The organism is Bacillus sp. D48C, from assembly GCF_053345735.1.
The window spans coordinates 681,485-695,908 of sequence record NZ_JBKFAQ010000001.1 but is presented as its reverse complement, the minus strand read 5'-3'; the positions used below and the strand labels follow the sequence as shown (position 1 = coordinate 695,908).

The 14,424-nt window shown below is 35.9% G+C and carries 18 protein-coding genes; 2 read left to right on the top strand and 16 right to left on the bottom strand.

Annotated elements, in window-relative coordinates; genetic code table 11:
* Positions 1 to 9: 9 nt before the first annotated feature.
* A complete protein-coding gene (locus ACLBXA_RS03780) occupies positions 10 to 1,248 on the bottom strand; it encodes a DNA polymerase IV (RefSeq protein WP_001208861.1) in 1,239 nt (412 codons plus the stop codon).
* Positions 1,249 to 1,358: 110 nt separating this feature from the next.
* Here ACLBXA_RS03780 and ACLBXA_RS03775 point away from each other — a divergent pair, with 110 nt between their 5' ends.
* Positions 1,359 to 1,514 (top strand): hypothetical protein, encoded by a 156-nt coding sequence (locus tag ACLBXA_RS03775; RefSeq protein WP_000656487.1) that lies wholly within the window; start codon positions 1,359 to 1,361, stop codon positions 1,512 to 1,514.
* A 95-nt stretch (positions 1,515 to 1,609) separates the two neighbouring features.
* On the opposite strand, the gene ACLBXA_RS03770 is transcribed toward ACLBXA_RS03775, so the two are convergent.
* Both ACLBXA_RS03770 and ACLBXA_RS03765 read right to left on the bottom strand, forming a co-directional pair.
* Positions 1,610 to 2,728, bottom strand: coding sequence for a tripeptidase T (locus ACLBXA_RS03770; RefSeq protein WP_000609803.1), 1,119 nt, complete (start codon positions 2,726 to 2,728; stop codon positions 1,610 to 1,612).
* 127 nt (positions 2,729 to 2,855) lie between these two features.
* On the bottom strand, positions 2,856 to 3,401 hold the full coding sequence (locus ACLBXA_RS03765) for a GNAT family N-acetyltransferase (RefSeq protein WP_014894891.1): 546 nt from the start codon (positions 3,399 to 3,401) through the stop codon (positions 2,856 to 2,858).
* A gap of 189 nt (positions 3,402 to 3,590) precedes the next feature.
* On the opposite strand from ACLBXA_RS03765, the gene prli42 reads away from it, so the two are divergent.
* Positions 3,591 to 3,683: a stressosome-associated protein Prli42 gene (prli42, locus tag ACLBXA_RS03760; protein ID WP_000549037.1), complete on the top strand. Its 93-nt coding sequence runs from the start codon at positions 3,591 to 3,593 to the stop codon at positions 3,681 to 3,683.
* 72 nt (positions 3,684 to 3,755) lie between these two features.
* On the opposite strand, the gene ACLBXA_RS03755 is transcribed toward prli42, so the two are convergent.
* The 13 genes from ACLBXA_RS03755 to bfmBAB form a co-directional block, all read right to left on the bottom strand.
* Positions 3,756 to 3,995 carry a DUF3894 domain-containing protein gene (locus ACLBXA_RS03755; protein WP_000281167.1) on the bottom strand — a complete coding sequence of 80 codons (240 nt, stop codon included), beginning with the start codon at positions 3,993 to 3,995 and terminating at the stop codon, positions 3,756 to 3,758.
* 66 nt (positions 3,996 to 4,061) lie between these two features.
* Positions 4,062 to 4,622: a L,D-transpeptidase gene (locus ACLBXA_RS03750; RefSeq protein ID WP_001146572.1), complete on the bottom strand. Its 561-nt coding sequence runs from the start codon at positions 4,620 to 4,622 to the stop codon at positions 4,062 to 4,064.
* A gap of 16 nt (positions 4,623 to 4,638) precedes the next feature.
* Positions 4,639 to 5,607 carry an aromatic acid exporter family protein gene (locus ACLBXA_RS03745; protein ID WP_000472671.1) on the bottom strand — a complete coding sequence of 323 codons (969 nt, stop codon included), beginning with the start codon at positions 5,605 to 5,607 and terminating at the stop codon, positions 4,639 to 4,641.
* Positions 5,608 to 5,707: 100 nt separating this feature from the next.
* Positions 5,708 to 6,430, bottom strand: a complete 723-nt coding sequence (locus tag ACLBXA_RS03740) for an amino acid ABC transporter ATP-binding protein (protein WP_000590207.1) — start codon at positions 6,428 to 6,430, stop codon at positions 5,708 to 5,710.
* Positions 6,423 to 7,082, bottom strand: coding sequence for an amino acid ABC transporter permease (locus ACLBXA_RS03735; protein WP_001046915.1), 660 nt, complete (start codon positions 7,080 to 7,082; stop codon positions 6,423 to 6,425). Before ACLBXA_RS03735 ends, ACLBXA_RS03740 begins: the two co-directional genes overlap by 8 nt.
* 36 nt (positions 7,083 to 7,118) lie before the next feature.
* The gene (locus ACLBXA_RS03730; protein ID WP_000735462.1) at positions 7,119 to 7,898 is read right to left on the bottom strand and encodes a transporter substrate-binding domain-containing protein; all 780 of its coding nucleotides are present in this window, start codon (positions 7,896 to 7,898) and stop codon (positions 7,119 to 7,121) included.
* 252 nt (positions 7,899 to 8,150) lie between these two features.
* Positions 8,151 to 8,564, bottom strand: coding sequence for a BrxA/BrxB family bacilliredoxin (locus ACLBXA_RS03725; RefSeq protein ID WP_001979317.1), 414 nt, complete (start codon positions 8,562 to 8,564; stop codon positions 8,151 to 8,153).
* Between the two features lie 144 nt (positions 8,565 to 8,708).
* Positions 8,709 to 9,116: a YjdF family protein gene (locus tag ACLBXA_RS03720; protein ID WP_000424202.1), complete on the bottom strand. Its 408-nt coding sequence runs from the start codon at positions 9,114 to 9,116 to the stop codon at positions 8,709 to 8,711.
* Positions 9,117 to 9,237: 121 nt separating this feature from the next.
* Positions 9,238 to 9,702: an NUDIX hydrolase gene (locus tag ACLBXA_RS03715; protein ID WP_000542552.1), complete on the bottom strand. Its 465-nt coding sequence runs from the start codon at positions 9,700 to 9,702 to the stop codon at positions 9,238 to 9,240.
* Between the two features lie 70 nt (positions 9,703 to 9,772).
* Complete coding sequence (locus tag ACLBXA_RS03710; protein ID WP_000550956.1) at positions 9,773 to 10,477, bottom strand: DUF421 domain-containing protein; 705 nt, start codon at positions 10,475 to 10,477, stop codon at positions 9,773 to 9,775.
* A gap of 107 nt (positions 10,478 to 10,584) precedes the next feature.
* Complete coding sequence (locus tag ACLBXA_RS03705) at positions 10,585 to 11,763, bottom strand: FtsW/RodA/SpoVE family cell cycle protein (protein ID WP_000831177.1); 1,179 nt, start codon at positions 11,761 to 11,763, stop codon at positions 10,585 to 10,587.
* Between the two features lie 341 nt (positions 11,764 to 12,104).
* Positions 12,105 to 13,421 (bottom strand): dihydrolipoamide acetyltransferase family protein, encoded by a 1,317-nt coding sequence (locus tag ACLBXA_RS03700; RefSeq protein ID WP_447617105.1) that lies wholly within the window; start codon positions 13,419 to 13,421, stop codon positions 12,105 to 12,107.
* 15 nt (positions 13,422 to 13,436) lie between these two features.
* Positions 13,437 to 14,420 carry a 3-methyl-2-oxobutanoate dehydrogenase subunit beta gene (bfmBAB, locus tag ACLBXA_RS03695; protein WP_000290071.1) on the bottom strand — a complete coding sequence of 328 codons (984 nt, stop codon included), beginning with the start codon at positions 14,418 to 14,420 and terminating at the stop codon, positions 13,437 to 13,439.
* Positions 14,421 to 14,424 lie beyond the last annotated feature (4 nt).

The following is a 14,424-nucleotide window of genomic DNA, read 5'->3' as shown; positions in this document are numbered from 1 at the left end:
TGACACCTTCTACATAAACTTATTTTCTAACTTTTGTTGAAACGACTTCTCTTGCTTACGTAGTAGTTGACTACCTCGTTGTAAAATCGGTGTTCCATACTTATCATTAATTTGATCAATGACAGCAAGTAGTGGTTCTTTTTTCGCATCCTCTTCAAATGAAAACAAATCTAATTGTTTCACCGATTCTGTCTTCCACTCTATTTCAGTAGCTGTAACACCTAGTAAACGAACGGAATCACCATCCCAATGTTGCTTCCATAAACGGGATGCTGCTTGAAAAATATCACGTTCTTCCCAAATCGCATTTTTCAATTGCTTACTCCGTGTTACTGTTCGCCTATCATGGTATTTAATCATAATTTGAATATTATAGCTGACAAGGGTTCGCTTTTGTAATCTTTTACTCACTGATTTTGATAACCGTTCTAACATATCAAGTAATTCTTTCTCTTCATCCATATCCTTTGAAAAAGTCATCGAGTTACCGACACTTTTATGTTGGCCCATTTGACTCGGATCCACTTCCCTATCATCCGTACCTTTTGCACGCTTTTGTAAATCAATACCGTGCTTGCCAATTTTAGCGCGAATGATATGCTCGTCTCCCTTCGCTAACTGTTCAATTGTATGTATATGAATTTCATTTAATTTTTCAGCTGTTTTTTCTCCAATCCCATGCATTGCTTCAACTGGAAGTGGCCAAATCATTTCTGGAATATCACGTTTTCGAAGCACGGTAATACCGAGAGGTTTTTTCATATCAGAAGCTGTTTTTGCTAGGAAAAGATTTGGAGCGATTCCGATACTACACGGAAGCTGTAACTCTGTTAATAGTGCTTGTTGCATCATCTTTGCTATTTCAAGAGGCGAACCAAGTGCATAGCAATCTGTAATATCTAAATATCCTTCATCTATTGAGACTGGTTGTATCTTTTCTGTAAAACGGGAAAGGACTTGAAACATTTGAAATGAAGCTTCGCGATATAATGTGAAATTAGGACGCCTTACAACTAATTGCGGGCATAATCTTTTCGCTTCCCAAAGGGGCATCGTCGTACGTATTCCGTATTCTCTCGCCTCATAACTACATGTTATTATAATTCCTTTTCTCTCTTTTTCATTTCCAGCAACCGCTAATGGCTTTCCTTGTAATGATGGATCATGAGCAATTTCAACAGATGCGAAAAAGCAATTCATATCTACATGTAAAATAACACGACCATTTTTCGGATACATTTCTCGCATAGTACTCACCCCCTGATCAGAACGTTCGTTCTTTTATTATATCAAATTTTGCACAATAGTTATAATAATTACTTGTTCTTTTTTATAATCGATATAAAGAGGATACACATGTGAAAGAGGCTGATTATGATGAAATTAACTATATGTTCCTTGTAGTTATATTAATCATTGCAATTAATTATTTACTACTTCCGATTTTCAATATGAATACGTTAGGATTATTCCCTCGTCTAGTACATATAGCAACAACGTATATACTTCCATAGTTTTTCTTATATTGGCTTATACGTCTTGTCAAAGCAATCGAGTCAAAATAAAAAGCGTGTAAATCACAATTGATTTACACGCTTTTTCTATTCCATTACTTCGCTACTTCTTCAATAATTGCAACAACTAATTCTGCTGTTTTTGCTAACTCTTCAACAGGAATTTTCTCGTTTGTTGTATGAATTTCTTCATAACCAACTGCCAAGTTAACTGTTGGAATACCGTGTCCTGCAATTACGTTTGCATCACTTCCGCCACCACTTTGGTGAAGAGAAGGTGTACGACCAATTTTTTCAGCTGCACGTTTTGCAACTTCTACAACGTGATCGCCATCAGCAAATTTAAATCCTGGGTACATAACGTTTACTTCAACGTCTGCATGACCGCCCATTTCTTTTGCAGTTGTTTCAAATGCTTCTTTCATTTTCGCAACTTGTGCTTCCATTTTCTCATTGATTAACGAACGAGCTTCTGCAAAGATTTGTACATGATCGCAAACGATATTCGTTTGTGTACCACCTTCAAAACGTCCAATATTTGCAGTCGTTTCAGAGTCAATGCGACCAAGTGGCATCTTCGCAATTGCTTTCGCTGCGATAGTAATTGCAGATACACCTTTCTCCGGCGCTACACCAGCGTGAGCTGTTTTCCCGCGAATAATTGCGTTCACTTTCGCTTGTGTTGGAGCTGCAACAACGATTTCACCAACTTTTCCATCGCTATCTAATGCGTAGCCATATTTCGCTGTAATACGCTCACGATCTAAAGCTTTTGCACCAACAAGACCTGATTCTTCTCCGACTGTAATAATAAATTCAATTTTACCGTGAGGGATATTTTTCTCTTTTAAAACACGGATTGCTTCGAACATTGATGCTAATCCAGCTTTATCATCCGCACCTAAAATTGTTGTACCATCTGATACGATATATCCATCTTTAATAGAAGGCTTAATTCCATTACCAGGAACTACTGTATCCATATGAGAAGTAAAGTAAATTGTATCAACACCATCTTTTGTTGCTGGTAAAGTACAAATTAAGTTGCCTGCACCATGACCAGTTACAGCCATTGTGTCATCTTCAAATACTTCTACACCTAAATCTGTAAATTTCTTCGTTAATACTTTGCAGATTTCTGCTTCAAATTTCGTTTCAGAATCTACTTGTACTAATTCCATAAATTCATTTACTAAACGTTCTTGATTAATCATAAGACTGCGCCTCCTGCACTACCATTATGTATGTAACACTACTAATTATAACAGAATTTCGCAAAAGTTTCGAAATACAAGACAAAAAACAGATGGTTTACATGTCTAGATAACCATCTGCTTTCTATTACTCATTTAACAATACCCAGCGCATATGATCCTCCCACACGCCATTTACCATTAACATCTTCCTAGACACGCCTTCATATTGAAAACCTATCTTCGTCACCACTTGTATAGATGCTAAATTACGAGGCATAATCGGAGCTTCTATACGATGTAACTGAAATTCCTCAAAAGCAACTTGAATTGCTTTTCTAAGTGCTTCTGTCGTATACCCTTTGTTTAACTCTGCTTTATCTAATTTATAACCGAGTACACAAGATTGATAAATGCCACGAACGATTAAATTAAATGAAATACACCCAATTATTTTTGTATCATCACCCTTTTTAAAAATCCATAGTCTGATGATTTTCCCGTCTTCGAACTCTTTTCTATCCTTTTGCAACTTTTTCTTTTGATAATCTAGCGTAAAAAAATCATCCGGTCTATACTCTTCCCAAGCTTTTAAAAATTCACGATTTCTGTCGTAATATTGAAGAACTGTTTCAGCATACGACTCATCTATTTCCCTTAAGTATAAACGATCTGTTTCGTATATTTTCATCATCGTATCTCCATTCTTCAGCTTGCCCAACTAAAAATTAACAATATATCCTTTAACTATATTCTCTATACACACTCAAATTTCCTGTTATATTTTGCAATCCCCTCCCGAATTTTGTCCTCACTCTCCCCTTGTCCATAATTTCATTTCTCGTTACAATGAAATTGTACTGATTTGCAAGGAGGTATAACGATGCATAAAAAAGCTCAAAAAATTATGGTTTATGTGATGCTAATTTCTATGCTTGTAACAACATTACTTGCTGGCGCGAGTATGTTTTGGTAAAAAGGGCGATGTGTTCGTCCTTTTTTTACTTTTTACACATGAAAAAATAAACCATCTCGACATCGAGATGGTTTATTTTATATAAAACACAATCGCTACAATACTAAAGGAAAATGACATTACAAGTGCTATTACAAAACTTGTATATTGTTTCTGCTGAAATGCTCCAATAACAAAAGTGAGATTAAGTAATGCCATACATACAATCGCTACAAGATAAGAACATATATTAAAAGTTGCCAATATGAATGTAATAACAAATAGAAATCCCATAAAAAACTGCATATACGAAAGTTTTGGATTCAAGTACATATGAGCAACCCCTTTATCTAATTTTATCTTTCTATACTTTCATTAACGCATGGTTATGTACACATGTCAAGACAACTTATTACAATAGAAAAAGCCAACCTTTTCGTTGGCTTTTTCATATGCAACGGCTCCTTTTTCTTTTGCCAATTGCTGAAATGATTTTTTCGATTTCACAATCCATACTTTCGTTCCAATTGGAATACGATCAAACAAATATTCCACATCGTTTTTCTTCATTCTTATACATCCTTGTGAAATATACTTTCCAATTGAACTCGGTTGGTTTGTTCCATGTATTCCATATTTACTTCCATCAGTTCCTCTTGCATTAAATCCAATCCACCTTGATCCAAGTGGATTTTTTGGCGATCCACCTGGAATATCCTTTGCAATGTAATATGGATCCTTCGCTTTCATTACAACATCAAAAGTTCCTTCTGGAGTTAATTCATTCGTTTTCCCTGTCGCTACTGGAGAAACCTTTTGAATCTTTCCATCGTCAATGTAAGCTAATTTATTCGTTGCTTTATTTACAATAATAAAAGGATCTCCGGCACGTGGATTCTCCCCAAGAGGCCAAAGCGGCGATAAAGAAAGACATAATATGATAGAGAGAAGATACGGCATAGATAATTCCTACCTTCTATATAAGTTCTTTTATATTATCCTTTCCCTTAAAGCGACTTTTAATGAGTAAATATTGTTCCATTTCATACACAAGTTGAACAAGTTTCGCACGTATCTCAAATTCTTCGCGTGTAGCTGGCAATGGCATGTCTCTAAATAATTCCCTCATTTCTTGAAGCTGCCTTAAGGAAATAACGCCAGTACTCTCAGGGCTAATAGCATTACCAATGTTTTCAACAACATCTGCAATCATGTCAGCTTGTTCATATGTCCACGATAAAGAAGCTGCTAGTGGTATCATTCGCTCTAAAATTTCGAATTGTTGCATACGCATATTAAAATAACGATAGTAATAATCATCTTCTCGCATAAATGCATTCTCAAGTTTTTTAAACGATAAATCTCTTGCCTCATTTAACATATTCTCGGTTTCAATGAGTTCTGCTCCACTCCAACTACTTTCTCGATTTCGTAAATACACAACCATTTCAAACAAAATCGTTTTAAAATTACTCTCTATTTTATCTTGATACTCTTTTAGCTTATTTTCACTACTCGGCATATACATATTCACTAATAGAGCCACGCTAATCCCTATCGTTAATATAGCAATTTCATTTCCAACTATAAGCCATGTAATTTGCTTCAATGAATATAGATGCATAACAATAACTGAACTCGTGACAATACCTTCTTGAATTTTAAGCATTACTGCAGTCGGAATAAATGTAAGTAACAATATGCTAATTGCAAGTGGTGTATAGCCGATCGTTTCAAAAATACAAAACGCGAATACCATTGATAATACACACGCTAGAAAACGATGTAACGACACTTGAAGCGATTTGCGCTTCGTATTTTGTACACATAAAATAACTAAAATACCTGCTGAACTATAAAATTCTAATCCTAATAACTGAGCAATAAAAACTGCCGCGCCTGTCCCAATTGCTGTTTTTACTGTACGATATCCAATTTTAAACATATCATTACTCCTATATGTATAAACGTATTTACAGTTAGTATAAAAAAAGGATGACACAATGTCATCCTTTTCTACTTATTATTCACATAACCTTTTCATATTACAATATTTTTTGTAAAAATTGTTGCGCACGTTCACTTTTCGGCGCTGCAAAAAATTCTTCTGGCACACTATCTTCTACAAGCTTTCCTCCGTCCAAGAAAAGAACACGATCTGCCACTTCTTTTGCAAAGCCCATTTCATGTGTAACGATAGCCATCGTCATTCCTGTCGTAACTAACGATTTCATAACTTCTAACACTTCTTTCACCATCTCTGGATCTAGCGCCGATGTCGGTTCATCAAATAACATAACTTCCGGTTCCATCGCTAACGCTCTTGCAATTGCTACACGTTGCTTTTGTCCTCCCGAAAGACGATTCGGATACGTATCTTTTTTATCTACTAATCCAACCTTTTCTAAAAGTTTCTCCGCTTTCTTTTCAGCTTCTTGCTTCGTTACCCCTTTTACATTGATAGGAGCATACGTAATATTTTCTAATACAGTCATATGAGGAAATAAGTGAAAATGCTGAAATACCATACCGACATTTTCACGAACATGCATAACATTCGTTTTCGAATTCGTTACTTCTTCCGTTCCAATCCAAATGTGACCATCCGTTGGTGCTTCTAACATATTCATACAACGTAAAAATGTTGATTTTCCTGATCCAGAAGGTCCTATAATTGCAACTACTTCCCCTTTTTCAATCGTTGTTGTAATTCCTTTTAATACTTCGTTTTTACCAAATGATTTATGAAGGTTTTCAATTTTAATCACTTTTCTTCATTCTCCCTTCAATTGCCTTCCCGACTAATGTAAGAATAATGACTAACATATAATAAATGAGTCCAACAAAAAGTAATGGTTCAAGATATTTAAATGTCTCACCGCCTACGATGTAAGCACGACGCATTAAATCAGTCGCGCCTATTACTGTTACTACAGCCGATTCTTTCGTAAGTGTCGCAAATTCGTTCACAAGAGCTGGTAATATATTTTTTAATGCTTGAGGGAAAATAATATTTCTCATCATTTTTCCGTACGGTATCCCTAAAGCCATCGCTGCTTCTGTTTGTCCTTTATCAACTGCTTGAATACCAGCACGAATCACTTCTGACATGTATGCACCTGAATTCAAGCTAAATGCAAGTACAGCTGCTAAGAATGCTGGTATTTCATACCCAATTATTTGCGGGACGCCGAAATAAATAATCATTAATTGCAATACAAGTGGTGTACCACGAAAAATTGATGTATAAAAATCTGCTGCTATATTTAACGCTCGTATTCTAGCAATTTTACAAAGTGCTAATAATGTTCCTAAAATAAATCCTGCTAAAGCTGATACTGCTACAATTTTCAAAGTAACTTCTAAACCTTTTAGTATATATGGTATCGAAGGCGTAATCGCCGAAAAATCTAAGTTCATCCTTTTCATTCCCCTCAAAGAAAAGTGAAAGGCAGCTTATTTTTCGCTGCCAAACCATTTCTTCACTAATTTATCCATTTCTCCATTTTCTTGCATTTTTTTAATTACTTTATTAAATTCAGCTGTTTTATCACTATTTTTCGGAAGGGCAATTGCTGCGCCAACTTCTTCTGGCGCTTCTTTAATTTCAATTCCTTTTAAATCTTTCATTTTCTCTAAATAATTTTTAGCAACTGTGTCTTCTATAATTGCAGCGTCAAAACGACCAGCTTTAATTTCTTGTACGATTTCTGGTATACGGTCACGTCCCTCAACTTGGAAATCTACTTGTTTTTTAAATTCTGCTGCTTTCTCTTCTTGAATAGATCCTGTTTGTACTCCTACTTTTTTCCCTTTTAAATCCTCTACAGATTTAATATTAGAATCCTTTTTAGAAACGACCATATTTTTCGCAACAAAATAAATATCTGTAAAATCAACATTATTTTTACGCTCTGCAGTTGGCGTCATACCTGCCATTACGAAATCAACTTTTCCTGAACTAAGAGATGCTAATAAACCACCAAAGTCCATATCTTTCACTTTCACTTCATACCCAAGTTCTTTTCCGATATATTTAGCAACATCAACATCAAAACCAATAATTTCATCACTTTTTGAAGCTTCCACGTATTCATATGGTTTATAATCTGCTGAAGTCCCCATTACGAGTACTTTCTTATTTCCTTTTGTTTCTTTCGATTCCCCATTACTACAAGCGCTGAATATACTTACAATTAAAATAAGTGCAAACGATATTGATAATAACTTCTTCATCTTTCTTCCCCCTAATAATGTATATTTAAAAGTTTAATAGAATATTTATTCGATGTTTGTATTGTATCAGCACTTTTATTTTTATGCAATATATAAAATAAAAATAAATAAAATAACAATATAAACGCTTTTTGTCGTGTATAAAATAATGCATAAAATAACATAACTATGCATATCTCAGAAATTAAAATAATAAATAAAAAAGGCGGCACATCCACTTGATTGTGGACGTGCCGCCTTTTTTATTATTTTTTATAGTTCTTCACAATTCTCTTCGAAATACGATTGTAGTTTTGCAATAACTTGCATCGGTTCATGACCTTCAATTTCATGACGCTCTACCATCGTTACAATTTTTCCATCTTTTAATAAAGCAAATGATGGAGAAGAAGGTGGGTACCCTTCGAAATATTCACGCGCTCTTGCTGTCGCTTCTTTATCTTGACCTGCAAACACCGTTACAAGGTGGTTAGGACGTTTATCATAATGTACGGAATGCGCAGCAGCAGGACGAGCGATACCACCTGCACAACCACATACAGAGTTTACCATTACAAGTGTTGTTCCATTTCTTTTAAACGCTTCTTCTACCGCTTCCGGCGTCGTCAATTCTGTATATCCAGCAGAGACAATCTCTTCACGCGCTTGGCGGACAACATCATTCATAAAAAAGTTAAAATTAATCACTCTTTTCCCTCCTCTAAAACTACCTATTTGTATCTTACCAGTTAATGTTTATGAAATACAAGTAAGTTTACTTGTATTTAAGTATAGAAAAGGTGTTAGAGCACTTGCTCTAACACCTTTTCTTTAATGACCACGATGTTTTTGCTTTGCTTTTTGTACTTTAATTAAACGTCTTCTTTCTTTTTCAGCTTCTCGCTTCTCCTTAGACTGCACTTTCTTTTCTTGTTTATGCAATTCATAAGATAAACTAATCGCCTCTTGCGCCTTAGTAAAACGTTTAACATTTGTTTCTTTTGCTGTTTGTCGTATGATACGCTTTATATTTTTAGGACGCTGTTTTTCTTTAACTTCTACACCACATTTTGCAAAATGCTGAAAATGCTCTAAAAGTGAACCATTCACAAACATAAGCACTTCTTCATCTGACGGTTCCGCTCCAAAAATATACCTCGCTCCATACAATTTCCCTTGTTCTTTGCATGTAATAATTCCAACAAAAAATTGGCCATCATGATATACTGTCAACTCCATTGACAGCCCCTCCTTTAAAAAATTAGAAATACGGGACATCCCGGAGGGGAAGGTTACTGACATGAAATCATGCGTCTGGACTACCAACCAGAGCTGTGTTTTTGTATTTCTTTCACTTTTATTATATCTTTTTTTCCATAATATTCATATATTCAGCAATCATTTTTTTATGCGATCCCACAATATAGTCAGGTAGTTCTGTTACTGAAAAGAATTTAAGCTGAACTGCTTCTTCTTTATTCATAACAAAATCCCCTTCGTATTCATCCGTATAATAGGCGGTTGTTACAGATTGAAATTCATCACCGTTTGCTAATTTTGTAAAGTAGTTCGCTCCAGAAAATACATTGATTAGTCGCAAGTTCTTCACTTTTATTCCTGTCTCTTCATATACTTCACGATAAGCTGTTTCTTCTGGTGATTCACTAAGCTCCATTAGTCCGCCAGGTAGCCCCCATTTTCCGTACGGCTCTGTCCGCTGCTGCAATAAAACATAACCATTTTCATTTATAACGAGTACAACAGCACCAACTAAAATTAAAGGGCGATGACCAACTATTTTTCGTAATTCTTCTACATATCCCACCGTATCGCCTCCTTTTTCGTTGTCCACACTATTGTATCATATGTACAAAACGACAAAATGCGTATATTTTTCATTTTTTTAACAAAATATTTATTTTATGTGATTCATCTACTGTAGCTAACATAATGGATTCAATTTCCGCACTCTTCTCTAAAAACTCTTTTGCCCACTCTTCTGTTTTTCCTATTAAAGCGAGAACGTCCTGTTGAATCCTTCCATTTTTCACTAAAATGAAAGAAACTGGAGACCTTCTCCCCGCCACTTTTAGATCCCGCCGTGAAGCTGCTTCATATTCTGGATACTGAAATATAGAAACAACGCCACTCGCTTCCCATAATGCTAATTTAACCGTTTGAATATCGCTCACATTTCGCATGCGAAGTTCCGAAAATAAATATTCCGCCGTAATTCTCGCCTTTTTCAAATTGCTAAAATCAATGGAACCATTGTGTATAAGAATGATAGGTGCTGGCTCTAAAAAGCGTCTCCATCTATCCCATTTCAGCATTAAAACTGAGCTTATAATATGAAGTACAACAAGTATGAACGTTGTAATCATCGAGCCCAGTAACCCTACTTTTTCATCAGACAATGCGTTAGAAATATTCCCACCAAGCAATAACACTAATACAACATCTAAAAAACGAAGTTGTGCGATAGACCTTTGCCCCATCGCTTTCGCAACTAATATTAAAAATATGTATGCTATAATAGCCCGAATAACCCATTCACTATTAGAAAGATGCCGTGCTCCTTCAAAAATATGCATATGCATCAATTTGCACTCCTTACCCGTCTCAAACTGCTATCCTGTTTTAGTTTGCAACGTTTATGAGCATATATGTAAAAAAGCTGATTCGTTTAAAAACGAACCAGCTTTTTTTACTTAACTGAAAACATATATTTTTTATAAGTTTTCCGTACCGATAGTATGAGCCCCATCATAATCATATTCGAGAATAAGGAACTTCCCCCATACGATAAGAAAGGTAATGCAATACCTTTTACAGGCATTAATCCAACGATCATACCGATGTTTTGGAATATTTGAACTGTTAATATACCAATCGATCCAGCGCATAATAATGTACCAAATAAATTATCAGCGGAATAACCAATAATAATTGTTCGATATAGTAGTAATAGGAACAAGAAGACAACTAACGCTGCTACGATAAACCCACCTTCTTCGGCAATTGTAGCGAAAATAAAGTCAGTATGCTTCTCTGGGATATAGACGCTTCCTCCCCCAAACCCTTTACCTTCCATTCCTCCACTACCTACAGCTAAAATCGATTGTTGCGTTTGGTAACCTTGATCTGCATTTTCAAATGGATTTAACCAACCTACAATACGCGACTGTTGGTGAGGTTTTAGTAAAGTAACTAAATTATTATAGAAAAAATCTTGATACTTAAAGAAAATAAATATTAAAGCAGATAATATGGTCAACGGAATAACTGTACATAATGCTATCAATTTCTTTTGTATACCTGACATAAATAAAATACATGCAATTGCAGCAGCATATAAGAACACCATACCTGTATCCGGTTGACTATATACAACCGCCATAGGCGGAAGTGACACTAGCATAATTTTACCTACTAGCTTTAAATCTGTTTGGAATGTCCTTGCCATATACTGTGCATTATGTTTCACTGCTATACTCGCTACTACAAGAAGCAATGCAATTTTGAAAAACTCAGACGGCTGAATTTGTCCAAATACTGGGAAAACAAACCATCTTTTTGCACCTAATTTTTCAGGTGTAAAACCTGATGGTGGTAATACTTTCAAAAGAATAAGTGAAGCAAACCCAGCAATATAAAGCGGCCAAGACAATTTTTGCAACTGATCTAAGTCAATGCTAGCAATAAGAAGTAACAATACAACCCCAATTATGTAGTTAATCCCCTGCTTCATAGCAAAGTTTGCAGCTCCATACTGTCCCGTTTGCTGACTGCTATATATAGCAGCTATACTCGTCACACATAGTGCACACAAAATTAAAATTAATTTTACATCTAAACTTTTTAGAAACTCGGTACTTCTTTTCATGACATCCTCCTGAAACATTGTTACAGCAAAATAAAAAACCAGGAGTCAACATTCTTCATGTTTTGACGACTGATTACACATTATCTATAAAACACTTATATAGAATAACTCTCTTTTTCATACAATACAATATATTATACTACAGTTTCATCAGTAAGATTTGCCAAAAAAATTATTCTTTTCTTATTTTATATCCATATACCATATATCAGCAATGTATTTTCGTAAATTCCTAATACATAATCGTTTATTGTAAGATTACTGGGAAAGGTATTTATACATATAGTAGGATGTAGATGAAGAAATAAGACGATAAAAAGCTCGCATAAGCGAGCTTTTTATTAATATACAGATGTATTGTTTTCTGACATGTTTTCTAAAATTTCTTTAACACGTCCTAAGAACTTACCACAGATTAAACCATCAAGTACGCGGTGATCAAGTGATAAACATAAGTTAACCATGTCACGAGCACCGAACATACCATTATCCATAATTACTGGGCGTTTTACAATTGATTCAACTTGTAAAATAGCCGCTTGTGGGTAATTAATAATACCCATAGATTGAACAGAACCGAATGATCCTGTGTTATTAATTGTAAATGTTCCACCTTGCATTTCGTCTGCTTTTAGCGATTTCGTGCGTACTTTTCCTGCAAGTTCTGTAATTTCACGAGCGATACCTTTAATTGTTTTCTCGTCCGCTTGCTTAATTACTGGTACAAATAATTCTTCCTCTGTTGCAACAGCGATAGAAAGGTTAATATCTTTCTTCTGAACAATTTTATCGCCAGCCCACATTGAATTAATTTGAGGATACTCTTTTAACGCTTGTGCCACTGCTTTTACGAAGAAAGCAAAGAACGTTAAGTTAAAGCCTTCACGCTTCTTAAAGTCACCTTTAATTGAGTTACGGTATGACACAAGGTTTGTCACATCTACTTCAATCATCATCCAAGCGTGTGGTGCTTCGTGTTTACTGCGTAACATGTTTGCTGCGATTGCTTTACGCACACCTGTTACTGGAATTTCGATATCTCCAGGCATTGTAGGTACAGAAACTGGTTTCGCAGCTTCTACTTTTTGCGCTACTGGTGCTGCTTTTGGTGCTTCTGGGCGAGCTTCTACTACTACCGCTACAGCTTCATCTTTCTTCGCACCTGCTTGTGGAATATTTCCAGATTCCACTAGCTTTAAAATATCTTTACGAGTGATACGGCCGTTTGCTCCCGTACCCTCTACTAAATCTAAATCAACGTTATGCTCACCCGCAAGTTTTAACACAGCTGGTGAAAAACGTGGTTTTCCATCAGTTGGTTGTTTTACTTTCGGTGCTTTTTCAGGCGTAATTGCTGCTGCCTTTGGTTCTTCTTTCGTTTTTTCCTCAACAGCTGTTGCTGCTACTTCGTCTGCGCCTTCTACTTGAATCACACAAACTACTTCACCTACAGCTAACGTATCACCTTCACCAGCGATTAACTCTTTCACAATACCAGTGAAAGAAGATGGTACTTCAGCATTTACTTTATCAGTCATTACTTCTGCAAGCGGATCATACTTGTTTACGTGATCGCCAACATTAACGAGCCATTTACTAATTGTGCCCTCTGTAACGCTCTCCCCGAGCTGAGGCATTGTAATATTTTCTACAGCCATGTATAGTCCCCCCGATTAAAATTCCGCAAGTTCACGCATTGCTTTTTCAACTTTATCTGGATTTACCATAAAGAATTTTTCCATTGTTGGTGCATATGGCATTGCTGGAACGTCTGGACCTGCAAGACGTGCGATTGGCGCATCTAAATCAAATAGACAGTTTTCAGCAATAATTGCTGCCACTTCACTCATAATGCTTCCTTCTTTATTGTCTTCTGTTACAAGAAGAACTTTACCTGTTTTAGAAGCTGCTTCAATGATTGCTTCTTTATCTAATGGATATACAGTACGTAAATCAAGAATGTGTGCAGAGATGCCATCTTGTGCTAACTTTTCAGCTGCTTGAAGAGCAAAATGAACACATAATCCGTACGTGATAACTGTAATATCATCACCTTCACGTTTTACATCTGCTTTTCCGATTGGTAATACGTAGTCATCCTCCGGCACTTCACCTTTAATTAAACGATATGCACGTTTATGTTCGAAGAATAATACTGGATCTTCATCACGAATGGCTGCTTTTAATAAGCCTTTTGCATCATATGGTGTAGAAGGGATAACGATTTTTAAACCTGGTTGGTTTGCAAACATCGCTTCTACAGATTGTGAATGATACAATGCACCGTGAACCCCCCCGCCAAATGGTGCACGGATTGTAACTGGACAAGTCCAATCATTATTAGAACGATAACGAATTTTTGCTGCCTCAGAAACAATTTGGTTTACTGCTGGCATGATGAAATCAGCAAACTGCATTTCAGCGATTGGACGCATACCATACATTGCTGCACCAATTGCTACCCCAGCAATTGCAGATTCTGCAAGCGGTGCATCAAGCGCACGATCTTCACCAAATTGATCATACAAACCGTGTGTCGCTTTAAACACGCCACCTTTTTTACCAACATCTTCTCCTAAAACGAATACTTTCTCATCGCGTTCCATTTCTTCGCGCATTGCTAATGTAATAGCATCAATATAAGACATTACAGCCATGAAA

Bases quoted from the DNA above. Each gene is read 5' to 3' on its own strand.
- ACLBXA_RS03780 (WP_001208861.1), bottom strand. From the start codon at position 1,248: ATGCGAGAAATGTATCCGAAAAATGGTCGTGTTATTTTACATGTAGAT.
- ACLBXA_RS03770 (WP_000609803.1), bottom strand. From the start codon at position 2,728: ATGATTAATCAAGAACGTTTAGTAAATGAATTTATGGAATTAGTACAA.
- ACLBXA_RS03765 (WP_014894891.1), bottom strand. From the start codon at position 3,401: ATGATGAAAATATACGAAACAGATCGTTTATACTTAAGGGAAATAGAT.
- prli42 (WP_000549037.1), top strand. From the start codon at position 3,591: ATGCATAAAAAAGCTCAAAAAATTATGGTTTATGTGATGCTAATTTCT.
- ACLBXA_RS03755 (WP_000281167.1), bottom strand. From the start codon at position 3,995: ATGTACTTGAATCCAAAACTTTCGTATATGCAGTTTTTTATGGGATTT.
- ACLBXA_RS03750 (WP_001146572.1), bottom strand. From the start codon at position 4,622: ATGCCGTATCTTCTCTCTATCATATTATGTCTTTCTTTATCGCCGCTT.
- ACLBXA_RS03745 (WP_000472671.1), bottom strand. From the start codon at position 5,607: ATGTTTAAAATTGGATATCGTACAGTAAAAACAGCAATTGGGACAGGC.
- ACLBXA_RS03735 (WP_001046915.1), bottom strand. From the start codon at position 7,082: ATGAACTTAGATTTTTCGGCGATTACGCCTTCGATACCATATATACTA.
- ACLBXA_RS03730 (WP_000735462.1), bottom strand. From the start codon at position 7,898: ATGAAGAAGTTATTATCAATATCGTTTGCACTTATTTTAATTGTAAGT.
- ACLBXA_RS03725 (WP_001979317.1), bottom strand. From the start codon at position 8,564: ATGAATGATGTTGTCCGCCAAGCGCGTGAAGAGATTGTCTCTGCTGGA.
- ACLBXA_RS03720 (WP_000424202.1), bottom strand. From the start codon at position 9,116: ATGGAGTTGACAGTATATCATGATGGCCAATTTTTTGTTGGAATTATT.
- ACLBXA_RS03710 (WP_000550956.1), bottom strand. From the start codon at position 10,477: ATGCATATGCATATTTTTGAAGGAGCACGGCATCTTTCTAATAGTGAA.
- ACLBXA_RS03705 (WP_000831177.1), bottom strand. From the start codon at position 11,763: ATGAAAAGAAGTACCGAGTTTCTAAAAAGTTTAGATGTAAAATTAATT.
- ACLBXA_RS03700 (WP_447617105.1), bottom strand. From the start codon at position 13,421: ATGGCTGTAGAAAATATTACAATGCCTCAGCTCGGGGAGAGCGTTACA.
- bfmBAB (WP_000290071.1), bottom strand. From the start codon at position 14,420: ATGGCTGTAATGTCTTATATTGATGCTATTACATTAGCAATGCGCGAA.